The sequence below is a fragment of the Acinetobacter sp. WY4 genome (assembly GCF_018438165.1).
Taxonomy (GTDB): domain Bacteria; phylum Pseudomonadota; class Gammaproteobacteria; order Pseudomonadales; family Moraxellaceae; genus Acinetobacter.
Window position 1 is genome coordinate 2,286,518 of sequence record NZ_CP053947.1, and the last position, 24,371, is coordinate 2,310,888.

The 24,371-nt window shown below is 41.7% G+C and carries 22 protein-coding genes and 1 pseudogene; 10 read left to right on the forward strand and 13 right to left on the reverse strand.

Going from position 1 to position 24,371, the window contains the following annotated elements; all coding sequences use genetic code 11:
* Positions 1–27: 27 nt before the first annotated feature.
* The 10 genes and pseudogenes from G4D73_RS10630 to G4D73_RS10670 form a co-directional block, all read right to left on the reverse strand.
* Positions 28–1,416, reverse strand: a complete 1,389-nt coding sequence (locus G4D73_RS10630; RefSeq protein ID WP_001276481.1) for a dsDNA nuclease domain-containing protein — start codon at positions 1,414–1,416, stop codon at positions 28–30.
* 2 nt (positions 1,417–1,418) lie between these two features.
* The gene (locus G4D73_RS10635) at positions 1,419–1,880 is read right to left on the reverse strand and encodes a Mov34/MPN/PAD-1 family protein (RefSeq protein ID WP_000913090.1); all 462 of its coding nucleotides are present in this window, start codon (positions 1,878–1,880) and stop codon (positions 1,419–1,421) included.
* Between the two features lie 5 nt (positions 1,881–1,885).
* Positions 1,886–3,598 carry a ThiF family adenylyltransferase gene (locus G4D73_RS10640; RefSeq protein WP_000421732.1) on the reverse strand — a complete coding sequence of 571 codons (1,713 nt, stop codon included), beginning with the start codon at positions 3,596–3,598 and terminating at the stop codon, positions 1,886–1,888.
* Positions 3,598–4,611, reverse strand: coding sequence for an SMODS domain-containing nucleotidyltransferase (locus G4D73_RS10645; protein ID WP_000211630.1), 1,014 nt, complete (start codon positions 4,609–4,611; stop codon positions 3,598–3,600). The genes G4D73_RS10640 and G4D73_RS10645 overlap by 1 nt, the downstream gene beginning before the upstream one ends.
* A gap of 114 nt (positions 4,612–4,725) precedes the next feature.
* Positions 4,726–4,905 carry a hypothetical protein gene (locus tag G4D73_RS15655; protein ID WP_001141891.1) on the reverse strand — a complete coding sequence of 60 codons (180 nt, stop codon included), beginning with the start codon at positions 4,903–4,905 and terminating at the stop codon, positions 4,726–4,728.
* Between the two features lie 205 nt (positions 4,906–5,110).
* Positions 5,111–6,193: a helix-turn-helix domain-containing protein gene (locus G4D73_RS10650; RefSeq protein WP_000148671.1), complete on the reverse strand. Its 1,083-nt coding sequence runs from the start codon at positions 6,191–6,193 to the stop codon at positions 5,111–5,113.
* A 382-nt stretch (positions 6,194–6,575) separates the two neighbouring features.
* Positions 6,576–7,577, reverse strand: coding sequence for a PIN domain-containing protein (locus G4D73_RS10655; RefSeq protein WP_000499370.1), 1,002 nt, complete (start codon positions 7,575–7,577; stop codon positions 6,576–6,578).
* Positions 7,578–7,668: 91 nt separating this feature from the next.
* Positions 7,669–10,083 carry a tetratricopeptide repeat protein gene (locus tag G4D73_RS10660; protein ID WP_000282330.1) on the reverse strand — a complete coding sequence of 805 codons (2,415 nt, stop codon included), beginning with the start codon at positions 10,081–10,083 and terminating at the stop codon, positions 7,669–7,671.
* A 157-nt stretch (positions 10,084–10,240) separates the two neighbouring features.
* Positions 10,241–11,086: pseudogene (locus G4D73_RS10665) on the reverse strand (YifB family Mg chelatase-like AAA ATPase); the annotation flags it as partial.
* Positions 11,087–11,152: 66 nt separating this feature from the next.
* Positions 11,153–11,380, reverse strand: coding sequence for an accessory factor UbiK family protein (locus G4D73_RS10670; RefSeq protein WP_004732524.1), 228 nt, complete (start codon positions 11,378–11,380; stop codon positions 11,153–11,155).
* Positions 11,381–11,657: 277 nt separating this feature from the next.
* Between G4D73_RS10670 and glnK the strand changes: the two genes are divergently transcribed.
* The 7 genes from glnK (at position 11,658) to G4D73_RS10705 (ending at position 17,790) form a co-directional block, all read left to right on the forward strand.
* A complete protein-coding gene (gene glnK, locus G4D73_RS10675; RefSeq protein ID WP_004281042.1) occupies positions 11,658–11,996 on the forward strand; it encodes a P-II family nitrogen regulator in 339 nt (112 codons plus the stop codon).
* A gap of 59 nt (positions 11,997–12,055) precedes the next feature.
* The gene (locus G4D73_RS10680; RefSeq protein WP_213686734.1) at positions 12,056–13,468 is read left to right on the forward strand and encodes an ammonium transporter; all 1,413 of its coding nucleotides are present in this window, start codon (positions 12,056–12,058) and stop codon (positions 13,466–13,468) included.
* A 140-nt stretch (positions 13,469–13,608) separates the two neighbouring features.
* Complete coding sequence (nrdR, locus tag G4D73_RS10685) at positions 13,609–14,073, forward strand: transcriptional regulator NrdR (RefSeq protein ID WP_004281044.1); 465 nt, start codon at positions 13,609–13,611, stop codon at positions 14,071–14,073.
* 2 nt (positions 14,074–14,075) lie between these two features.
* Positions 14,076–15,164 (forward strand): bifunctional diaminohydroxyphosphoribosylaminopyrimidine deaminase/5-amino-6-(5-phosphoribosylamino)uracil reductase RibD, encoded by a 1,089-nt coding sequence (gene ribD, locus G4D73_RS10690; protein WP_213686735.1) that lies wholly within the window; start codon positions 14,076–14,078, stop codon positions 15,162–15,164.
* Complete coding sequence (locus tag G4D73_RS10695) at positions 15,161–16,453, forward strand: DNA adenine methylase (RefSeq protein WP_004644908.1); 1,293 nt, start codon at positions 15,161–15,163, stop codon at positions 16,451–16,453. The genes ribD and G4D73_RS10695 overlap by 4 nt, the downstream gene beginning before the upstream one ends.
* A gap of 22 nt (positions 16,454–16,475) precedes the next feature.
* A complete protein-coding gene (locus tag G4D73_RS10700; protein ID WP_004644909.1) occupies positions 16,476–17,135 on the forward strand; it encodes a riboflavin synthase in 660 nt (219 codons plus the stop codon).
* Positions 17,136–17,244: 109 nt separating this feature from the next.
* Positions 17,245–17,790, forward strand: a complete 546-nt coding sequence (locus tag G4D73_RS10705) for a VTT domain-containing protein (protein WP_004281049.1) — start codon at positions 17,245–17,247, stop codon at positions 17,788–17,790.
* Positions 17,791–17,851: 61 nt separating this feature from the next.
* On the opposite strand, the gene G4D73_RS10710 is transcribed toward G4D73_RS10705, so the two are convergent.
* Genes G4D73_RS10710 through G4D73_RS10720 form a run of 3 tightly spaced genes read right to left on the reverse strand, consistent with a single transcriptional unit; the run spans position 17,852 to position 20,356 of the window.
* Entirely contained in the window at positions 17,852–18,481 is a 630-nt protein-coding gene (locus tag G4D73_RS10710; RefSeq protein WP_004281050.1) for a hypothetical protein, read from the reverse strand.
* 26 nt (positions 18,482–18,507) lie between these two features.
* On the reverse strand, positions 18,508–18,915 hold the full coding sequence (locus G4D73_RS10715; protein WP_005108444.1) for a DNA polymerase III subunit chi: 408 nt from the start codon (positions 18,913–18,915) through the stop codon (positions 18,508–18,510).
* Entirely contained in the window at positions 18,908–20,356 is a 1,449-nt protein-coding gene (locus G4D73_RS10720; protein ID WP_213686736.1) for a leucyl aminopeptidase, read from the reverse strand. Before G4D73_RS10720 ends, G4D73_RS10715 begins: the two co-directional genes overlap by 8 nt.
* 156 nt (positions 20,357–20,512) lie before the next feature.
* Here G4D73_RS10720 and lptF point away from each other — a divergent pair, with 156 nt between their 5' ends.
* From lptF to gpmI, 3 genes are all read left to right on the forward strand, one after another.
* Positions 20,513–21,613 carry an LPS export ABC transporter permease LptF gene (gene lptF / locus G4D73_RS10725; RefSeq protein ID WP_005108446.1) on the forward strand — a complete coding sequence of 367 codons (1,101 nt, stop codon included), beginning with the start codon at positions 20,513–20,515 and terminating at the stop codon, positions 21,611–21,613.
* A gap of 2 nt (positions 21,614–21,615) precedes the next feature.
* Positions 21,616–22,686: an LPS export ABC transporter permease LptG gene (gene lptG, locus G4D73_RS10730; RefSeq protein ID WP_004281054.1), complete on the forward strand. Its 1,071-nt coding sequence runs from the start codon at positions 21,616–21,618 to the stop codon at positions 22,684–22,686.
* A gap of 124 nt (positions 22,687–22,810) precedes the next feature.
* Complete coding sequence (gene gpmI / locus G4D73_RS10735; RefSeq protein WP_213686737.1) at positions 22,811–24,358, forward strand: 2,3-bisphosphoglycerate-independent phosphoglycerate mutase; 1,548 nt, start codon at positions 22,811–22,813, stop codon at positions 24,356–24,358.
* Positions 24,359–24,371 lie beyond the last annotated feature (13 nt).

The window sequence follows — 24,371 nt, forward strand, 5'->3', positions numbered from 1 at the left end:
GTAATATTATCGAATAATCAATTCTTCTTATAAGTTCAGTTCGGCTGTAGGGATATATTGCCCATCTACCCAATCGTAAAGCTGGATATCGCAAATACCATTCAAGCGATGTCCCAAGACCATTGCAAAAACTGAGGGTGCTTTAATAAAGAGGTGTAATTTAGATAACTTATTTTCGGATTTAAATGAAACTAAAGCAGATTTTGCCTCTCTCACAGCAAGATTTAGAGTCTCCATATTATCAATGGCATGAGAGCTTTCTAAATTCAATCTAGGCAAGCTCTTTACTTCATTAATCGTAGAGTCAATGTCTTTACCTATAGCTGTAGGAAATCCGATAGCGACTATGGCTTCAGTTTCACCCTGTGGTTCAACAGCTTCGATTTTAGTAAAAAATTGTCCCTCTTTCTGTTTATGGTCATCAGTGCGATAAATGAGGCCATTATGTTCTATTTCGAGTAGGAAATTACGTGTGGCACTAAAAACATAGCCAAGCATACATGCAGTGGACATTCTTTGTTTGCCATCTATAAGGAGGGTTCTACGGTCACCACTGTTATGAATGAAATCCCCAATCGATACTGCTTTTTTGATTAGGCTGTTCCAGTCGCTGGAGGTTTTTTGAGCACGATCAGGACCATTGAAATCACTAATATCTAAGTTTAAGTCTTGATACTGACTGGATGATGCTGAAAGATTAATTTTAATAGGATCTAATAGCCACTGGCTTCTATCTTCTTCAAGAGCATGGCAAATAAAATTTTCAAAGTCTTTGCGATATATTGGACCAAAAGAAGAACGAGAAATCAGGTTTTTAAACTGATCTTTTAGTTGTTTGACCTGACTCCTGAGCAGTTCAATATTTATTGTGTCTTGAATTTCACTTAGAAATATAGACTCACTATTCTCAGAATTAAAAGTTATGAAACCAACATAATCAAGAGCAAATTCAGCTAAAGAGAAATCAATTTTTTTACCAACACACCAATCAAGGTATTCCGAGCGCCCATTCACTGAAACTGAAGAGTCGTCATCATAAGAAGATCCAACCCCTCTTAATCGGTCTATTTTTGAAATTAATGGTGAGATAGCGGTGTTATAACTTGGGCATACTAAATTAAACCAAATAAAGTTTTTTGGGTGGGTATCAAAAAGACTTTTAAAACGCCTTATTTCATCCCAAAATTCCGTAGCCGTTAAGGAGTGATTTTTTGCTTCATACATTACATGTAATGACTTTTCCGAAGAAAAATAACAAACTTCTATATCACTTAATGCTTCACTCACTATATGGCTAAATGCACTTTGTGAAAGCCATAGCGGTAAGCTCCTTAATACAAATGCATCCTGATATTCAAATCCTACTCGTGCAATCGCACCACCAGTTGATTGTTTTTCTAACAGACTCGCACTCATTATTATCTCTCTAAATCTAGGGTGGATCGGTAACAGGAACCATCTGGTAGGTAGGTGTGAGCACTGCCATCAAGATGATTGTTTTTTAAATGAAAAATCAGTAAGACTACAAAATTTGCACCCACTTTTGGATCGGACACCAATTCCCTCATGGTGTGATGGTCTTTACTGCTGGGTTGTACACTGAAGAGAGGATGGCTATGCCATTCACCTAAATAGTTAAATTTTTGATAATTATTGTTTGTTGATTTATGAAAAAGACGGATTGCTTTAATAGCATCCGTAATTCCACGTACAAAGGATGCTATCGTTCCACTCTTTTGAATAGTTAATGAGTTAACTCTAAAATGGTTTGTACCAATATGCTCACCCATTAAAACACCGCCACATTCGTGGGTTCCAGACTTCAATAGGGCTTTTACCAGTAAAACTTGTATGTCAGTAGGAATGGATATTTTCAGCATCAGTATTAACCTTTCATCGGTTCAGGCTCTTCAATAGAATTGCCATTTTCCCTTTCAAATATTTCTTTATCCGTAGGAGATTCTGCTACTAAAGCACCCGAACAGTCGATAGGACGAGTATCAAAAGGACATTGAAACATCCAATATCTACGGAACCCTATTAAATATGCTGAATATGGATAAGAGGATTGCTCATCAATTGTACATAAAGTATCTAATGTGAACTGCGTCATAGATGCTGCAAGAGCTGTTACATCTGCATCTGATGCTATATATGTTTGGTTTTGTGTTTGAAAGCCGTAATTATTAACTTTGCCCTCTGGAATTGGTTCCAACGTTTGTAAGACACCATAAATATGATTGCGAAGTTCTAAGGGGGAGGCATCTAACGTTGGACGACTACGGGCCATCATTGCTCCACCACCGCCACCAAAAATTTCACCCCATACCATGGGAATGTGTTTTCTTTTAGCAATTGCAGCTAATGTTAAGAACGTATGGGTATTTGCTGTCGCATCAACAATCAGATTACATGTGGCAATGGCATTAGCGATATTGGAATTTAAATGAGGATTTTCCTGTCCACCAATTTGCATTTCATACGTTTCAACTTGTATGTCTAATGCTGTTCGTTTTAATGCTCTTTCAACAGCATAGGTTTTAGCAAAGCCAACATCTAACCAGTTGAGTTCATTACGGACAAGATTGTGGGGGAGCAGAATATCATCATCAATAAGTAGAAAGTTTTTACAACCCGACCGTGCCAGTGAAATTGCAATTTTACTTCCTAACGATCCAAGACCTACTATTGCTACCCTTATATCATTGAGATGGCTAAATTGTGCTGGCAATCTTTGGCTCTGATCATCATGTAGATTAATAGCAGGATAACTTACGAAAAGTGGTGCTGTATTATTAACCAAGAATAGTTCCAAGTTACCCTTTATGTCATATAACAATATAGGCTGTATGGAACTTGTGAATTCCTCCTGAGCAGGCCATAAATTGCCTAAAAAGGATTCTAATGAAACTCGGTCATTTACGGATTCCTTTAATTGAGGAACAGAATCAATTCGTATTGCCCATCCAGACAATTCAAATCTTTCATTAGAAAATGATGGTACGATGTCAGGTAGAGGTTTGTTCTGAATATTTGTTGGAACAATAACGGTTTTGTCTCGAAAGCTTGAGATGGCAATCTTAAAGTCCATTTTCTCGGAATCACTACCCAAGAGTATGTGACGTAACATAGGTGTTTCAATGAACCTTTCTGAAACACTTCTTAATTTTTGACCTATTGTTTCAGAATGCCTAGATGGTACAGGTTCTACATTCATCTCCAATACAGTCATTGCATCTGTTAATAAAAGAAGCTGGGCACTTCTAACTAGATCCACTCCACTGATATTGGTATTCCAATTATCTGGGCCATATTCTAGACACAGCACTCCTGAACCACCATACTGGTGCAAGATACTCCATCTTTCACCAGATTTTTGTGGGCGTATATATGCTGGTAGCTCTGGGAAAAGCTCTGGATATACTAAAACACCATTAAAATCTATAGTTCCTATCTTTAGAGAGAAGTTCAAATGCAGTTCATTTGTGTCTGTTGAGTTCCATTCCTGAATCTTAAAACTATTTTTCTCTTTCTCAAGATCAGTCAATAACTGCCGTTCTTGAGCTAGGCGTTCTAATGGTGTTTTTAGCAGTTCCATTACGCAAAGCCTCCTGGTTTATTTGGATAAACAGGGGTTGATGGAAATGTTAATCCCGCACCTAGAGCAGAACGGATTAAAGAGCTGGCCATATCAGCAGAGTTTGCACTTTTGTGTGAAGCCGAACGTGGAAAACGATTACCCAGAACCTGCCGCCATAGGGCTAATGCTTTATCATCATCTGTTTCATTTAAGGCGTTTCGTGCAATAGCAGCTTGTTCTTCTACCTTTTCAAAAAAAGTTTTGAACTCATCTGCTGTAACCGCAGAAAAAACATTATTGCCTGCAACACCAGGATCTTCTAAATGTGGAATTATGCCTAGTGACGCATAAATCCCATAAGAATCCCTGATCGTTTCTAAAAGATAAACAAACAACTTTTCATAGTTGGATTCGTAGTAATTCATATGCTTGGCAACCAGGCATTCTAAAATGAATCCTTTTGGTCTTTTTAAATCAGACAAGTTCTCACGACGCCACCATTTAAATAGCTTCACAAGAGGCTTAAATCGACCATTTGCATTTTTATTCACCTCAACAGTCCACTCGGTATGAGCTGGAGGGTTGGTAACTAGCCATTCTTCAAGATGAATGTCTGGAATCAGATAGCCGCCATATCCATCTGAAATGATAGGGACAACATCCATATCAACTTTTTTCAACTTAACATTTACTGAACGACGGTTAACGGTAAGATCGGTATATCCAATATCCTTTAATGCCGTATGTACTGCATCAAGGACAATTTGAGGGTCATCATTAATTGTGTGATTTGTAAGGGCAATAATATCTACATCTGGCCTTTGTGTGATTCCGCCTATGGTAGTCGGACGTACTGCCGTATTTCTTTTATAAGAACCTGATAAGAATGTATGCACATGTACTTTGCTGAATTCATTATGCACTTTTAAAGCATCACGAAGCGTATTATGTGCGCTTGAACAATCATTAACCGTTGTTGTAGAGGGTTCAATATCGGAAAGTAGGTCAAGAAACTGCTGTTGAGTTGTCATAATTCTCTCTGAGCCCATGTACTAAAATGGGGCATAAAATTAAGTGCGATCAGAAAAATTAAGTAACCTACTACTGTGAACTTTGTTGCATAGCAGTAGGTTATTTAACCTTGTTTACGATATTGAGTTTGAGTTATCAGGATCATCCGATTTTTTATTACGGATAGTATCCTTTTCTTCTTTCAATGGCCGAGTTCTGGGAAATTTAAAATATCCAGTTGGATGGACAATAATTTTTCCAGATTTATGGCGATAAGATTTACAAAACACGAAGTCTTGATTTTCGGTAGGCATTGTTAGCCCTCCTATTTTGGCGGCTCGTTTTTCAGGGCGCATACCAAAATAAGCGGGTAAATCTTGAGATTTACGGGCCTAAATGTTAGAATGGGGTTCTGACAGCCAGATCTAACATGAGGTATGCGTAGGGCTTAGAGCCATATGCCTTTCCTGTGTGAAAATCTATCAAGCCGACTCTACCCAATAGAGTCGGCTTTTTAATTTATGAAACCATCTCAATAGTCTCCATTGAATCTAGGTCAAAATAATATAGTTTTTTAAAGTCATCTTCATATAAGTCAAATAATTGAGATAACTCACTAATGACAGATGTTGATGTTTTTTTTGCATCTATTGCGTAGTCAAAGAGCATGGAAGCTACTCTATATGTCGGTTCTCGATCCAATTCATTTGGTTCAACTTTACGATAACCACGCATAGCCATCTGCCGCCATAAATTGGCACTTTGACTTGAAGTTATAGTTCCTAACTCTGACGCCCTATAGATTAAGGCCGCCATTGAGGTTTTCCATTCCTTTTTAAGTCTTAGATAATGAGCTAAATTGGTTGAACCTAATTGATCAATAATTTTTTCTTCTGGCATTAAGAATTCGGCAGCAAAGTCATTTGCTTCTTTTTCCATGAATTCAGATGGCTCTTCATGGAGGACCAAATGCCCAAGTTCATGTGCTAATGTGAAGCGTATTCTGTCATTTGGCTGGTTTGCATTTAGAAATACGCATGGAGACACGCCATGCATTTTTAAGGATACGCCATCAACATTGTTATCTTTAAAGTCGCATAAAAAGACTAAAACCCCTGCATCTTCCACAGTGGCAGTTAGGTTTTCAAGAGGTTCATTTCCTAGCACCCACAATGATCTAAGCTTTTTAGCCGCTTCTTGAGGGGTGTTTACATCTATGCCAATTTTAAAAGTTGGTAAGGAGTTTTTTCTTTTTGGTACATTTGTGAGCAATTCTAATGTTTGTACATGGCCCATTTTTAACATCATTTCAGCATTCATACGGCTCAATGCTTTAGCTGTGGTAGAGCTTTTTTTTCTGTATGCATGCAAACTAATCGGCAGTGCATTTAGCTTTTCAATATGTTCAAAAAATCGTATAGGGAAATGTAGGGCATTAGATAGATTTTGGATAACTTCATCGGAAGGTTTTAAGTCCCCACTTTCAATTTTAGATAATGAAGCCTGAGTAATAGACTGTCCCATTCCAGCAATTAGTTCAGTTTGACTAAGGCCACGAAAGTTTCGTGCAATACTAAGCATATCAGGATTGAAATGAGTCATATTCACCTCCAAGATCATTGACTTACAGATCAAGTTAAATGAATAATAACTGAACAGTAAAGAGTATGCAAATTTTTCTACAAATTATTCCTAAAATGTTTCTATTTTTAATAACCACTATATATAGTGGTAGTTCTTTGAATTTTGATACCATATATTGTATTTTATTGTTTTGCAATCTTAAGAAGATAAATTGAAATGGCTCTACTTGATTTAGTGGTTTTGAGAGTTATACGATTAGACAATTAAATTTGTAGTACGGTTGGTTTGAGAAAGGGGAATATCCTGTTCTAACTATCTTTATTCATATTTCTTAGTAAAGTATCATACTTAAGAGATTGAAAAATATAATATTCAGTTGAAAACGATATCGATTGTTATCTTAGGTATCTAACATATCCCATTCGTCACCTAATACCCAACGTAGAGCTGACAATTTACCGTTAATCATACCCCATTCAAAGTCATTCCAAGGGCCAACATCTTCATATGTCTCTTTAACTTGTTTGGCAGATTTGATTGCACCTTCAAGAATATCTTCGTGAATAAAATGATTACCATAGTGTTTCGTACCTTTAGGAACAATTTCTATCTCACCTTCATTTATTTTCCAGATTAGATTTTGATGACGGTTATACCAAATTTTATCCACTAGCTCGTCTAATACATCGAGAATTTCTCTTAAACCCCGAGTTTCTTCTGTAAAGTCATATTCAAACTCTATTTCAGCTAAGTAATTATTATCAATCTGGTTGATTGCGGATGCTAAGTTGTTAAAATAACAAGTATTACCATTGAAAATATTTTCAAAATCAGTATGAGGCTTTCGATGGTCTTTGGCAGAAAAGTCGTTATGATTATGTGTTATGAAAAAACAACTATCTGCCGTATTGACACCTAATGAAAATTCATAAAATTGCTCAATAATTACAGCATCAGCTACTGAGTTTTTACTGATATGGAATGGAGCTTTTTTATCTAAGCCTCGTTGAATGGCTGCAATCTTTGAGCGCTCGCTAATACTTATTTTTTCCGCTGATTCAATTAGTCTCTCAACTCTGTTAATGGTTGCATAGTTAGCATCAGTCAAAAGAGGAAGTCTTGCATTTATATCGTTTAGTACTTCAATGGTTTGAGCTTTATTTTTTTTTGCAAACTCACTTACAACTGCTTTGACTTGTTTAAATTCTTGAGATAATCGTTTTGCTGTTTTGTTTGCGACCTCTTCTTTGTTTCTTTCATATTCTTGAGCTACTAAGTCAATTACGACTAACTTTGCTACTTTAGTACGAACAAGTTCTTCCAATGCAGAAACTAGTGGTAATTCTTGTTTCTTAGTAGAAATATCTAAAAAAACACACGTATCAAGAAATATATAAAACATACTGCCTCATTGATTATTAAAAAGTTAAATTTATTGACCCTCATTAATGTGCTTATAGGTAATTCTATAAATACATCTAAAGTAACATTTTCTATAGAGGCAATATATATTGATTTATTTTGCGTTCTAAGCGTTCAATTTCTATCTTGCACTTTTGGTAATAAGAATCGTTAGGGATATTACTCTTAGCGATATTTAATGATATGGTTGCGTGCTCTATATCTCCATCTGCTAAATAAGCATATATTTTTTGTAACTCACATAGGTGCATAGATTTCCCGAGTTTATGAGCTAAATCTAAGCACGTTATAGATTCTTTGGTTTTATTTTTAATTCTGGCTAATATTTTACCTTTAGTAAATTGGAGTTCTGAGTGATTAGGATCAATGTTAGTAGCTTTATTGATTTTTTCTAATGCTGGTAGAAAATCTTTATATATAAATAGAGTGTTTGAATACTTCTCTAATAACCAAATATTTGTTGGATCCTCATCTATCGCTAATTCATAGTATGAAATTGCTTGTTCTTTATTACCCTCATTAAAGAATTTTCTAGCTGCCCGTGCAAACCTACTTAAATAAGCTTTTTGATCATTATCTGATATTTCTACTTCAATATGTTTTAAAAACTCTATATATCTTTTTTGGATTGTTTCTAGATCTTTTTGAAGAGGATGTGTTTGATCATTAAAATTTACAGTTCTATCTTTACAAAATTTCATAAAATCATTGTTGAAAGTAATCTGAAGTTGGCCATCAATACTACTAAGTTGACAAATCCCTTTACTACCTTCTAATGTGCTCTGAGCTAAAGAAAAAGTTAAATTAGCTTTATCAGAAGCTAATTGCATAAAATATTGATCATGATCAGGACCAAAATAGGTTAAGAGAAGTAAAAAGTGCTTTTCTTTTTCATTAAATCTTTCCCAAACATCAGAAAACAAGAACATCCCTAAGTCTTTTTCCTGTAATCTTTTCACTTTATCTAATGCGCTATTAAGTGAGCTTTGTAGTTCATTTGCAAATTGAATGAAAACATTCAAAATCAATGGTTTATTATTGAGTTCTCGAGTGATTTTTTTTAAAGTAGGTATGCCAGCCTTTTTTATTGCATCAATATTTAATATATCTCCTCTTTTTTGAATATATTCTACACCTTCTTCATCGGACCATTTAGTTGTTTCAATTGGTCTTGCTTCAAGTCTTTCTGTACGACGAGAAGTAAGAATTACTCTTCCAGCATAACGGGAAAGTAAGTGTATTTGTTTACCTAGATTAATAATATCATCATCATTTTCAGCCATAGTTTCTGTATTATCTAAAATAATGAGATGCTCATTTTTTTTAATCTTCTCTTTTTCAAGTAAGCCTTTTAATTTTTGAATAATAGTTTCTGCATCTTTTTGATACCAACTATTGTCAAGTTTGACTTCTAATAGTTGTGCTATATGTAAAGCGACATCTGCAACGCCTAGATTGTTGTTCGTGAGTGATTCTAAACCATGTATTCCCCAACGAGTCTTTTTTGCTGTGTAAAAAGTAATAACACTGGGTTTCCATTCGACCTCAATAGAACCTTCAAGGACACGATGCATAAATTCTAAAATGAGAGTTGTCTTTCCAATGCCACCATCACCATATACAAGACATCGTTTTGAGTCTTCTGGATCATTAAACCAGTCAATAAGCTCAGTGATTTCTTTTTTTCGTCCTGTAAAGTCAGCTACTGATATAGCTCTCTCTGGTAAAAAAATTAGCGGATTCCAATCATTATATTCATATACCTCATAAGTTTTTTTTGTAGAAATATTAAAAATTTTATTTGGTACTTCATAAGATTGATCGGTAGCGTTTGTTAAGGATGTTTGAACTTTAGCAGTAACATGAATCATCCCATTATTAGTTTTTTTGATTTTTCTGTAACACGTAGGATTTCCATCAAATAATCTTAATGTTTGAATAGGAGTAGAGATATTAAAATTTTTAGGAAAAAATAAAAAATCGTCGCCTTTACTTTCTGGTAGATAAACTTTTAATTTTTCTAAAATATATTCAATAATATCGATATCTAAAAATAAATTAGTTGATGAAATACCATGACCAAAGATACTTTCATTTCGATCTTCAACATATGTATGTAAGATATTTCTTAAAGATATTTCTTTGATTTGTAGCCATTCTACTAATGCAGGTTCGTTTGAAATATCTTTATCTTCAAAGTAGAATCTAGCTAAAGAGCTGTTTTTCAATTTTGCTATCTGTGTTAGAGAGTTACTTATAAAATCAACGCATGTTCCATCGGCCGGTTGAGATAGCTCAATAAAACTAATATCAATTTTTGACATGTTTTCAGAACTTTCTTTAGCTAAAATATTTATATATTCTGCATTTGAAATACAAATATGTTGAATAAGCATTCTAAAAATACTCAGACTTACTTCAGCAATATTTTTTTGTGTTTTTAATTTACGTGCTGCTTTAATATTATTTAAAAAGATATTATACATTGCAAGATCCAAATATATAGTTAGTACTTTGATATTGTTTTAAATTATATTAAATTATTTTTTATATTCAATGATTTATTTCAAATAAAGATTACTGTAAAGATAAAAGCTGTAATTTATCGCATAGTTGTTTGGAATGTCGCATAGTTGTTTGTAAATGACAGCCGCCACCGACCAATGCCACCGCAGAAGCAGTATGGTGTGGTGCTCGAAACGGCCGTTGTCCAAAAGGGTGATTGGCATTCGCCACCGAATAAATACTGGCCACTTCCAGATTTTCCTGCGTCTTTAAGGGCGGCAAAATACTGGCCAATCGAGAAGCCAGCAAGGTCTTGCCTGTTCCGGGTGGGCCTCGAAACAGCAGGGAATGACCACCTGCCGCAGCAATTTCCAAGCCACGCCGTGGTCGTAATTGTCCTTTTACATCCGCCAGATCAAACTTATAAAAATGGTCTGTATTGAGTGGACTGGCTTCTATTTGCGGTAAGCGCTGCGCTTGGGAAAGATGTTCACACACTTCTTTTAAATGATTGGCTGCAAAGACTTTAAAGTCTGGGAGCTGACAGGCTTCCTGTGCATTGGGGCCAGGCAAAATCAGTTGATGCTGGTCACTTTGACAGGCAATGGCAATACTTAAGGTGCCGCTGACAGGACGTAATTGACCATCTAGGGCGAGTTCACCAATAAACTCAAGGTTATCTGTGCAATTTTCTGGAAGCTGTCCTGAGGCCACTAAAATCCCTAGCGCAATCGGCAAGTCTAAACGTGAGCCATCTTTTGGCAGATCTGCAGGGGCCAGATTAATGGTGAGACGTTTGGTTGGAAATTGAAAGCCGCTATTCAAAATGGCAGAGCGTACCCGGTCTTTACTTTCACGTACCGCCGCTTCGGGAAGCCCCACTATAGTGAGCGAAGGCATACCCGAACTGACATGAACTTCGACTTCAATTAAAGGCGCATGCAGGCCCAGCAAGCCTCGCGTATAAATTTTGGCAAAAGACATTATTATTGTTCCAATTTGGTGCGTTATTTTTATAGTTCTGGTGTCTTTTATGCACTGTAGTTGTGCTTATTTTTTGTTCGAAATTCTCTCTTCTAATGCTTCCACCTGTTTGAGCAAATCATTCAGGCGATGATTGGCATTATTTAGGGCAGTACGCTGACGTTCTATTTCTTCTTTAGACACCAAATCCATTTTCGCCACAGCTTCATTTAACAGGGCACGGATATTATGTTCCAAATCTTTCTTAGGTTGTTCGACTTGCTGCAAAATTGCTTGTAATAAAGTTTCAATCATCGTCTGATCCATCGCCATAGAAAGGAGCGCACAGTTTAGCATTGCTAAAATGCAGACTATAGTATTTCAGACAAAATATAGACTTATTCGATTAAAGATATTGTAAAAATCCACATAAAAAATGTCTATTTTTTGAAGATTCAAAGCCTTTATCCGTATAAAATAAGGTATAAATAAACCACATGCCGGGCTTTCTAATTTCCCCCGACCTTAGGAATCTTGGCATGAAATTTGAACGTAAAACCTTACTGGTGAAATAAGCCGAAGGAAAACAAACATGAAGCTCGTAACTGCAATTGTAAAACCTTTTAAATTAGACGATGTTCGCGAAGCATTGTCTGAAATTGGTGTTCAAGGCATCACTGTAACTGAAGTGAAAGGCTTTGGTCGTCAAAAAGGCCATACTGAACTCTATCGTGGTGCTGAATACGTTGTAGATTTCTTGCCGAAAGTCAAAATTGAAATCGCGATTAGCGATGAAATGGTAGACGCGGTGATTGAATCTATTACTCGTGTGGCGAGCACTGGAAAAATCGGTGACGGAAAAATTTTCGTAACTAACTTGGAACAAGTCATCCGTATTCGTACAGGTGAAACAGGTGCAGACGCTGTCTAACTTGGCACGAAGTTTGCTGAGTACCTAATAACTCACAAAAACTTGGTTGGGGGATACGAATGAAAAAAATGCTACTCGCGTTCGGCATGGCCGGCGCTCTTTTTGGTGGTTCTGTTGCATGGGCTGAAGAAGCTGCAACAGCAACAACACCGACAGAAGAAATTGTGCTTGTTGAAGAAGCAGGCGATACAACAAATACAACAACAGACACTACAGCAGCAATTGCTGAAGCAGCGCCAGTTGAAGCTGCAGCGCCTGCAGAAGAAGAACCAACGCTAGATACCGGCGATACCGCCTGGGTTTTAACCTCTACCGCTCTAGTTTTACTCATGACTATTCCTGGCTTGGCGCTATTTTATGGCGGTATGGTCCGCAAGAAAAACGTTCTGGCGACGATGGCACATAGCTTTATTGCTGCGGCGGTGGTCAGTATTGCCTGGGTGATTATTGGTTATACCCTAGCTTTCGGTGAAGGTAATGCCTTTATAGGTGGTCTGGATAAGTTCATGCTGGCCGGTATTACCACAGAGGCGCTTTCAGGCACGATTCCTGAAATCCTGTTTGTGATTTTCCAAATGACTTTTGCCATCATTACAGTTGCCATCATTAGCGGTTCGATTGCAGAACGTATGAAATTTGGTGCTTTCGTTGCTTTCATCGCACTTTGGGTGGTGATTGTCTATGCACCAATTACCCACTGGGTATGGGGTGGTGGCTGGTTAGGTAACGACGGCGCGCTGGATTTTGCTGGTGGTACGGTTGTACATATCAACTCAGGTGTTGCCGGTCTGGTAGCAGCGTATATGCTAGGCAAACGTATGGGCTTGGGCCGTGAATCTATGGCACCGCATAACCTCACGCTTACTGTGGTCGGTGCATCTTTGCTCTGGGTAGGCTGGTTCGGTTTCAACGGTGGTTCTGCATTAGGTGCCAACGGTTCTGCAGGCTATGCCTTGATCGTAACCCAAGTCGCAGCAGCAGCAGCAGCCATCTCTTGGTTAATCACTGAAAAACTGGCACGTGGTAAAGCTTCTGTACTGGGCGGCGTATCGGGTGCAGTTGCTGGTCTGGTGGTCATTACTCCAGCTGCAGGTTTTGTGACTGTAGGCGGTGCATTGGCGATGGGTCTGATCGGTGGTGTGGTGTGTTTCTGGGGGATTACAGCACTGAAACGCGCATTGAAAGCCGATGATTCTTTAGATGCTTTTGGCTTGCATGGTGTAGGTGGTATTGTCGGTGCGATTTTAACCGCGTTCTTTGCTAGCGAATTCATCATGGGTGACAATGCCCCTGCCAATGTCATGCATCAGCTTTGGGTGCAAGTGGAAGGTGTACTGGCGACAATTGCTTACTCTGCGATCATGACCTTCATTATCCTGAAAGTCATCGACTTGATCATTGGAATCCGTGTGGCATCTGATGATGAACGTATGGGTTTGGATTTAAGCCAACATGGCGAACGTGTCGAATAATAATAAATACACCATAATCAATATATAGTGTAAAACAGCCCGAATGGGCTGTTTTTTTTCTATATGTTGCGTAAAACTCTACAAAGTTTGTAATTTTTGCTACACTCGGAATCCATCTGGATTTGTTCAATTAAACCGCTATGCATTGCCCATTTTGCAATACTGCAGACAGTAAAGTGATTGATTCACGCCTGGCAGCTGAAGGCTGTCAGATTCGTCGTCGCCGTGAATGTGTCAGTTGTAATGAACGCTTCACTACCTTTGAAAGCTATGAAGTGGTGATGCCGCGCGTCATCAAGTCGGATGGCAAAAATGAACCTTTCGATGAAGCCAAATTACGCCGTTCCCTGATGCATGCCTTGCAAAAACGCCCGGTGACCCAGGAGCAGATTGAAACCGTGCTGAGCGATATTCAGCTACAGATTCGCCGTCTGGGTGAGCGTGATGTGAAATCACGTACCATTGGTGAAATTGTCATGCAGTCTTTATTCGCACTTGATCATGTTGCTTATGTGCGTTTCGCTTCGGTCTATCAGGATTTTCAGGATGTCGAAGCTTTTCGTCATCAGATTGAACAGATGCAACAACGAGAATTACAAGAATAAACATGGCTGAATTGAATCAAGATCGAGTCTGGATGCAGCGTGCCATTGAATTGGCTCGTCAAGGGCAATATTCCACCAAACCGAATCCGAATGTCGGCTGTGTCATTGTTAAAGATGGTATCGTCATTGGTGAGGGTTTTCATCCTAAAGCAGGACAGCCACATGCCGAGGTGTTTGCGCTACGTCAGGCCGGTGAACAGGCACGTGGTGCCACAGCTTATGTCACCTTAGAGCCTTGTGCGCATTATGGCCGGACGCCGCCTTGTGCCAAGGGTTTAGTTGAGGCAGACGTGGCAAAAGTTATTGTTGCCTGTCCTGATCCCAATCCGCTGGTGGCTGGCAAGGGCGTACAGATCCTGAAAGATGCTGGAATCGAAGTCGAGGTTGGCATCTGTGAAGATGAAGCGCATCAGCTGAATCAAGGCTTCCTGAAAGCCATGGCGACCGGTATGCCTTATGTGCGTTTAAAAATTGCCTCAAGCCTGGATGGCCGTACCGCGATGGCATCAGGTGAATCGAAATGGATTACCGGTGTAGCAGCACGTCAGGATGTACAGCATTGGCGTGCGATTTCAGGCGCGGTGATTACCGGAATTGAAACGGTCCTTGCTGATGACTGTCAGCTGAATGTACGTCAACTGGATGCTGTTGAAGATATCAAGACCGTGGTGCAACCGAAACGGATTGTTCTGGATCGTCAGGGACGTCTGCCACTGAGTGCAAAGATTTTAGCGCAACCTGAAACAGTGATGGTCATGGGGCCATTTCGTCAAGAGCTTGCAGACCTGGGTGTGCTACACTTGCCGGTACAGCCTTTAGCAGAATTATTAAAGCAACTGGTTCAGCAGCATCAGATTTATGATGTCCTGGTGGAAGCAGGGGCGACCTTATCTACGGCATTTTTACAACAAAAATTGGTTGATGAACTGATCAGTTACGTTGCACCGGCCCTATTGGGTCAGTCTGCGCGTACCATGTTTAATGCAGAATTTAGCCATATGGCCGAACAACTCCGATTTAAGCTGCGCGATGTAACTCGCTTAGGTGATGACGTGCGCTTCAGGCTAATTCCTTTTCAAGAGACACTATGAGTTCAGAGTCTACGGTTTATCATAAACGTCGCCATGCGGCACGTACCACCGATGAATATCTTTTCCATCAGCTGGTTCCTTATCTGGGCAATAAACGCCGTTTACTGCATTTAATTCTGGAAGCGTTGGAAAGTACGGGAACTCTGAACCGTGCTGATGGTCGTGCGCCGATTTTTGCTGACTTTTTTGCAGGTTCAGGCGTGGTCTCGCGCTTGGCCCGTCAGAATGGCTATCGTGTGATTGCCAATGACTGGGAGCCGTATAGCCACGCGCTGAATCATGCGGTACTGGCCTGTACTGAAGCACCGGCATTTAAAGAACTCGGTGGCTATCAGAAAGCGATTGATTATCTGAACCGTCTGCCGGAAGTTAAAGGCTGGGTGACGCATAACCTGTGTCCGCGTAATGATGAAATTTATGATCCAGCCCGTGACCGTTTGTTCTTCAAACGTCGTAACGGCATGCGTATTGATGCGATTCGTCAGCAGATTGCCGCCTGGCAGGCACAAGGTGCAATTGATGATGTGGAGATGTCTGCCTTGCTGGCGCCTTTGCTGTATTCCGCCAGTTTTGTCAGCAATACTTCTGGTGTTTTCAAAAGCTTTCACCATGGTTGGGGCGGGAAAACCCAAACTGCGCTGGAACGGATTGAATCATTGCTGTGGCTGACTCCAAGCCGTTTTTGCGAGTCGGATCAGAAAAAGGGAATGGCCGCAGAAATGTGGTGTGTCGATGCCCAGCATCTGGCCAACCAGATGAGCGGCTTTGAAGTAGATGTAGCTTATCTGGATCCACCGTATAATCAGCATGCTTATAGCAGTAATTATCATGTGCTGAATGCGCTGACCTTATGGGATCAGGCCGATTTACCGACTCCGGATACCAAGGGCTTTAAGAGCGGGATTGACCGGGCATGGCGCAAAGAGCGTCCGAGCCAGTACAATTCCTCTAAATATGCCAAAGAAGCCTACGAGAGTCTGTTGGCCACCATTAATGCACGTTTCATTCTGACTAGTTATTCCACTGACGGGAATATCAGCGCCACCGATTTGTTACAGGCCAACCTGAAACGTGGCCGGGTGACCTTGCTGACCCAGGATGTACCTCGTTATCGTGTCAGCAAACAGCGCCAGTCTGAACGTGCCCGCGTGCTGGAATTTATTGTGATTACCGATACCCACGCCAAGTCAGGTCCACCGATCCGTCAATTACTCAGCCAGCTGCATCATTATGCAGAATTGGGTGGTGTGGATACGACCGGCGTTAGTACCCAGTTGGCCCTCTGGTAAAAGAATTGAAAAGGAAATAAAAATGTTTACAGGTATTATCGAAAGCCTCGGCAAAGTCGAAAGTCTGCAAAGCGTTGGTGGTGATGTACGTTTACGCATCCAGACCGATCTGGACATGTCTGATGTACATCTGGGTGATTCTATCGCGACCAATGGTATCTGCCTGACCGTGATCGACTGGGGCGAGAACTGGTATGCGGCTGATGTTTCCCGTGAAAGTCTGAACCGGACCACGCTCGGCACCTGGAAAGCCGGTCAACCTGTCAATGTTGAAAAAGCCATGTTGCCGACTACGCGTTTTGGCGGTCATATTGTGTCAGGTCATGTCGATGCAGTCGGCGAGATCACCCTGGTACGTGAAGATGCACGTTCAATTTATTATGAAGTGACTGCACCTGCTGAAATTGCCAAATATCTCGCAGAAAAAGGCTCGGTCACAGTCGACGGCATCAGTCTAACGATTAATCATTTGCGTGGTAGCGTGATTAGTCTGAACCTGATTCCACATACTGCTGAACGTACCAATATCGGTACCTGGAAAGTCGGTAGCAAGGTCAATCTGGAAGTGGATGTATTGGCACGTTATATCGAGCGTTTATTGCTCGGTGATAAAGCCGCCCAAACCACTGAACAATCAAAAATCAGTATGGATTTCCTGGCTGAAAATGGTTTCTTAAAATAAGAGAAATGTTGATTTACTGAACAGTCTGATTGAAAAATTAGACTGTTTTTTTATTTTTCGGGATAATCAGCAGTTCAACTTGCAAATATTGCCTTGGTGGACGGGTCGAATGCTCGATTTTTTACTTAACTTGGAACAGTCATTGCCGCTATTGCTCGATCAATATGGGGTATGGATTTATGCAATCCTGTTTCTGGTGATTTTTGCAGAAACCGGTTCAGTGTTTTTCTTTTTCCTGCCCGGCGACAGTCTATTGCTGGCTGTGGGAGCTTTATGTGCCAGCAGCGATCTGGTGACCCTGCATTCGATGGGGCTGTTGTTATTCACTGCTTCGGTGCTGGGCTATAGCGTGAATTATTACACCGGAAAAGTTCTTGGCTTAAAATATTTCAATCAACATTCACGCTATTTTAAGCCGGAATATATGGTGAAAACCAACCACTATTTTATGAAACATGGCGGTAAAACTATTTTAATCGCACGTTTTATTCCCTTTGTCCGCTCATTTGGCCCTTTTGCTGCCGGTTCAGCGCATATGAGCTTTGCCACATTCAGCTTTTATAATATTGCGGGTGGCATCCTCTGGATTGGCACTTTATTAAGCATTGGCTATCTGCTCGGAAATGCTGCCTTTATGCTGGCAGATTTTTTGTAAGATGCGACATAGAAGATAAAAAAGCCCGAATTTTCGGGCTTTTTTAATGTGAAAGGATCATTTAAATATTGCGTGGCTGATCAGAAAATTCAGAATTTTTCAGCATATACTCGATTTCTTCTTTGGCTGCCGCACGCATTTTTTCACGAAGTGCATTCACGGTCTGTTCAATCACGGTTTCTGCCTCAAGTTCCAGACGTAAACGCACACTTTCTAATTCGGATAAAATGGACTGGTCCTCAATCTGGATGCGACCTTTGGCAAAATCAAAAGTCGTCTCAGGATTTTTTGCATAACGTGCGACATAGTGCTGCACTTCAGCCTCTAGATGCGTATTTATTTCAGCAAGCACCTGACTCTGTTCGCTAAATTTACGCTGTTCCTCATGACGTAGCTGTTCTTGATAGGCCTGTTCTTCAGCACGTTTCTCGGCCAAGGCTTTTTCAAGCGCGAGCTGTTTGCGAATACGGGCTTCTTCAATTAATTCGGCCTTGCGCTGTGCATAGGCAGCTTCAATCTTGCGTTCAGATTCTTGCTGTAAGCGCTGGTCGCGACTCTGCCATTCTTCCAAAGACGTTTCTGGTTTTAAAATATCGCAGATCCGAGAGAGGTCATCGATAAAGGTCTGACGTACAGCTTCCGGCACATTTAACCAGCGCTGTTTAAAATCGGGACCTACATTTAATGCCACGTGCCTCTCCTTGTGGATGATATCAGTTAAAGCTTATGGGTGTCCGGTTCAATACCTAAACGACGATATTGCTTGAATTTTTCACGTCCCAGCTGTTTAGCCGTTTCATGGTTTTCAATGATCTCAATAATGTGACTAAATTTTGCGTAAGGTTCAAGTGCTTCCGGATTAAAATTGAAAATAATCCAGTTGGACTGTTCTGGTAGTGTCGCCGAAATACAGACTGTTGACTCAGGCTGGTCAATACCATGTGGAATAAAGCTGCTGGGGTCAAAACTCCACAAACGTTCATCTAGCTGCTGTTGCAATGCTGCATCGGCACACAGTAACCAGATCCGCGCCGGCTGACGCAGAATCTTACGGCATAAACGACAAGTGCTGTCCACTTGTCGTTCAGGGCTTTTTTCAAATAAATAAAAGCTGACTTTAGCCATTGCTTTGAACGCGATTCGCCAGGAATTGCATCAATAATGGAACTGGACGGCCGGTCGCCCCTTTATTGGTGCCTGAATTCCACGCCGTACCGGCCACATCGAGATGTGCCCAGCGATATTCACGGGTAAAACGTTGCAGGAAGCAGGCTGCAGTCACAGAACCGGCTTTTGGCCCACCGATATTGCCAATGTCCGCAAATGGTGAATCCAGCTGTTCCTGATAGTCATCCAGTACCGGCATACGCCATACCCGGTCAAATGAATGCTGGCCGGCAGCTTCCAGTTCTGCTGCCAGTTTATCATCTGGCGTGAACAGACCTGTCAGCACTGAACCCAAAGCGACCACACAGGCACCGGTTAAGGTCGCAATATCAATCACCAAAGCAGGATTAAAACGTTTTACATAAGTCAAGGTATCACATAGGACCAAACGACCTTCGGCATCAGTATTCAGGATTTCAACCGTCTGACCACTCATGGTCGTTACGATATCGCCAGGACGGGTGGCTTTACCTGAAGGCATGTTTTCTGCTGCAGCGATGGTTCCCACCACATGCAGAGGTAAGCGGGACTCACACAATGCACGCATCGTACCGAGTACAGAGGCTGCGCCACACATGTCATATTTCATTTCGTCCATGCCTGCGCCCGGTTTAAGTGAAATACCGCCAGTATCAAACGTAATGCCTTTACCCACCAAAACTACCGGCGCTTCGCTACGCTCTGACTGATATTCCATGCTGATAATACGACCTGGACGCTCTGAACCTTTACTTACCGCAAGGAAGGCGCCCATGCCTAAATCTGCCATTTGCTGTTCATCCAGCACTGTGACTTTAAGTAGGTCTGGATATTCAGCCGCCAAAGCCACCGCCTGTTCTGCAAGATATTCAGGGAAACAGATATTGCCCGGACGGTTGCCCAGGTCACGTGCCAGATTTTGTCCGCTTTGCACTGCTTGTACCAGTTGCAACTGTTCGGTAGTTAAGACGCTATGAGTGGCAATCAGGTCGATCTGCTCGAGCACAAATTCATTCTTCTTGGATTTATATTCATCATAACCATAGCTGGCCTGAGTCAGGAAGAGCGCAAACAGATAATGGAATTCTTGTGGAAGTTGTGTCAGATCTACAGAAATCTGTTTGAATTTTTTTTGAGTGACTTGAATAATAGTTTGCGCGATTTTTGCAAGTTTTGCCGGTTGCAGTTCAGCGACCTTGCCTAAACCAATTAGTGCTGCATGGCTGGACTGGCTCACCTGACCAATCAGGCTCAGGCTTTCCGCCAACGCTGCCTTGAATTGAGAGGCTTCAATTAATGTGTCTAAATTATTGATTTGATAGGTTGCGGTTGTATTCTGAAGTTGTTCTGAGTCAACTAAAATCAACAAAGATTGACTTGATCCATTCTCTGGGAATGACGTATTAATTGTAAGTTTCATATTCTGTTTTCACGCCTGTCTAGATGGGTAAATCATTCAGTCATTGAAACATTTATCTGAATAGATTTTCAATGGGCAGGGCGGCCTAGGTTTTATATTTTTGCTATTCGGGTAAACTAGCACTCGTTTTATGGACCTTATTTTGGAAGAATTAATTTGATTATTCGGCGTTATCTGGTCAAGCAAGTTGTCTCGACATCCTTGGTGGTGATTGCCTTATTGACCTTGATCATGATGGGCGGTCGACTGATCAAGTATTTTGGTGTCGCGGCGCAAGGCCGTCTGGATGCAGGCATTTTATTTAGCATTATTGGCTATCGTTTGCCTGAGTTCTTAACCCTGATTCTTCCGCTCGGTTTCTTTATTGGACTGATGCTGGTGTTTGGCCGTTTATATGTCGATCATGAAATGGCTGTAATGAATGGCAGTGGCGTCAGTCGGCATCAATTGGCGCGTCTACTGGTGCCGATGACCCTGGTGTTTTTGATTGCTCAGGCCGGATTGATGCTGTGGGCTGCGCCGTGGGGCATTCGCCAGTTTGAAGCCCTGACCACCAGTCAGGCGGTACGTACCGGCTTTGACCTGGTGAGACCGAAAGAATTTATCTCCTCTGGGCCCTATACCATTTATGCCGGTGACCTGTCAGAAGACCGTAAAAATTTAAAAGATATTTTCTTTTATCAGCGTGCGGAAAAAGAAGGCAAACCGGATGTGATGATTCTGGCGCAGGAAGCCACCCGAATTGAGGTACCGAATGATGCTGCCAATGTGGTGGATCTGGTCCAAGGTCGCCGTTATGAGATCTATCCGGGCACACCGCAATATACCCAAGCTGAATTTGAAAGCTATCGTCTGCGCTTAGAAAGCGATGAAGAAGCGCAATTTGCCAGTACTGAAGTTGAAGCCTTACCGACCTCGCAATTGTGGCAGAACCGTCAGGATCCTGTAGTGGCCAGTGAGCTGGGCTGGCGGGTGTTTGTTCCTTTTGCGATTCTGATTGCCCTGATTCTGGCTGTGGCATTGTCCGAAGTGAGCCCACGACAGGGTCGTTATCTCAAGTTATTTCCTGCTCTCATGATCTTTGCCAGTCTGATTGTAGCCTTGATGGCAGTGAAGACCCGGATCAGTAAAGAAGAAATGGGAATATGGGCCTATCCATTGATCCTGATTGCCTATGCAATTGCGGGTGCCTTGTTCTCACGTAAACAGAAATTAGGTCCAAAAATCAAGAAACAGATTCAGCGAGTGAGGTCTTAACAATGTTGGCACGTCGTATAGTTGCAAAACATGTGACCCAAACCACTGCGCTGGCGATGCTGGGTGCAACCGCAGTATTGGCAGGTTTACAGGTATTATTTACTTATCTGGGTGAGCTTGGCTCGCTCAAAGATGGTTATGGTGCCTGGGATGCCTTGAAATATGTGCTTTGGGGCGCACCAAACTATTTATATGAAATCCTGCCGATTTCTGCACTGATTGGTGCTGTCCTAGGTCTTGGTACATTAGCCTCGAATAGCGAGCTGATTGTGATGCGTTCGGTCGGCGTGAGCTTATGGCGCATTGTCGGCTGGGTCATCCGTTCGGCACTGTTGTTGGTGGTGTTGTCATTTGCCCTGAGCGAGTGGGTCATTCCTTATACCAATGAACAGGCCAAAAGCGTCAAGAGTGCCAGTAAAGCCGCTCAGCTCGGTGAAGTGCGTGGTTACTGGACTCGGGAAGGGCAGCGCTTTATTTATATCGATTATGCTAACTCGCAAGGCCAGCTGAAAAATGTGCAGATGCTGGACTTTGACCAGAACTATCGTTTGCGCGGTACCTTGCAGGCAGATCAGGGGCAATTCGTTAAAGATGGTTCCTGGACACTGGACAATACAGAGCAGTTCGATATTTTACAAAATGGCAATGCCACGTTGGTTAAGCAACAACAGCAACCTTTAGCGCTGGCATTGCAGCCCAAATATGTACATATGGTGACGATTGATCCTGAAGATTTATCGCCTAGCCAACTAGTGAGCTTTATGAGCTATATGCATGAATACAGCCAGGTACCGAAAACCTATCAGCTGGCCTTCTGGCAAAAACTTGGTTCGCCTTTTGCCCTGATTGCACTAGTAGTGATTGCCTGTTCATTTATCTTCGGGCCGTTGCGTCAGCAATCCATGGGTTTCCGTCTGGTGATTGCCTTATTTGCCGGACTAGGTTTCTTCTATCTGCAGGATTTCCTCGGCTATGCCAGTCTGATTTATGCACCATCTCCGGCCTGGTTCGTGTTTATTCCGATTCTGATCATGTTCGGCATCGGCGGATACTTGCTGCATCGGGCGCGCTAAGGCACAGGAAAATAGAACAAATCAATCATCATGAGAGGCTTAAACCATATACGGGTCATGGCCTCTTTTTATAAACTTCGCTAAAATAGAGCGATTAATTCGTAGACGAACAGAGTATTTCATTATGACGGATGCAACTGCTGGCAAAATCCCTCACGTTTTGGTGATTATGGATGGTGTGGGTCATCGCGAAGCGGTCGAAGACAATGCGTTTTTAGCAGCTAAACGACCAAATTTAACTGCGATACAGGACAAGCATCCGCATGGTTTGATCTCGGGTTCAGGTGAAGATGTCGGCCTGCCGGATGGCCAGATGGGTAACTCTGAAGTTGGACATATGAACCTCGGTGCAGGTCGTGTGCTGTATCAGGACTTTACCCGGATTACCAAAGACATTCGTACGGGCGACTTCTTTGAACATGAAGTTCTGGTCGATGCAGTTGAGAAAGCCAAAGCTGCAGGTGGGGCAGTACATTTGCTTGGCCTTTTGTCTGAAGGTGGTGTGCACTCCCATGAAGATCATATTGTGGCGATGGCAGAGCTAGCGCTAAAACGCGGTGCGCAAGTCTATTTACATGCATTCTTAGATGGTCGTGATACGCCGCCTAAAAGCGCACAACCTTCTTTAGAAAAACTCGATGCCTTATTCGCTCAATATCCAGGTCAAGGTCGTATTGCCACCATGATCGGCCGTTATTTTGCCATGGATCGTGACAACCGTTGGGATCGTGTTGAACAGGCCTATCGGTTGTTGACTGAAGGTGAAGCGGTTCGTACAGCTGCCAGCGCAGTTGAAGGTTTGGAACAGGCTTACGCAGCCGATGAGTCGGATGAGTTTGTTAAAGCGACCCGTATTGGCGATCTGGCGAGAATTCAGGATGGCGACAGCGTCGTATTCATGAACTTCCGTGCCGATCGTGCCCGTGAATTGACTCGCGCATTTGTAGAAAAAGACTTTGCAGGTTTTGAACGTAAAGTCGTGCCGAATTTGGCGAAGTTTGTCATGCTGACGCGTTATCAAGCCACGATTGATGCACCTGTAGCGTATATGCCTGAAGCGTTGAAAAACTCGATTGGTGAATACTTATCTGATTTGGGTAAAACACAGCTGCGCATTGCGGAAACAGAAAAGTATGCGCATGTGACTTTCTTCTTCAGCGGTGGCCGTGAAGATGAATACCCAGGTGAAAAACGTATCCTGATTCCATCGCCAAACGTAGCCACTTATGACCTTAAACCGGAAATGAGTGCTTATGAAGTGACTGATGAGCTGGTGGCTGCGATCAATTCAGGTGAATTTGACCTGCTGGTGGTGAACTTTGCCAATGGTGATATGGTCGGTCATACGGGTGTATTCGATGCTGCGGTGAAAGCTGTTGAAGCGGTTGATACCTGTTTGGGCCGGGTTTATGAAGCGGTAATGGCGCAAAAAGGTCATATGATTGTGACTGCCGATCATGGTAACGTAGAGCAGATGCAGGACTATCACAGTGGTCAGGTACATACTCAGCATACCACTGAATTGGTTCCGTTTATTTATGTCGGCCCAACTCAGGCCACGATCGCAGAAGGCGGTGTATTGGCAGATGTAGCACCGACTTTATTAAGTCTGATGCAAGTTCCGGTACCTGCTGAAATGCAAGGTCGTAACCTGATTCAGCTTGATGCATAATTTTCGATAAAAT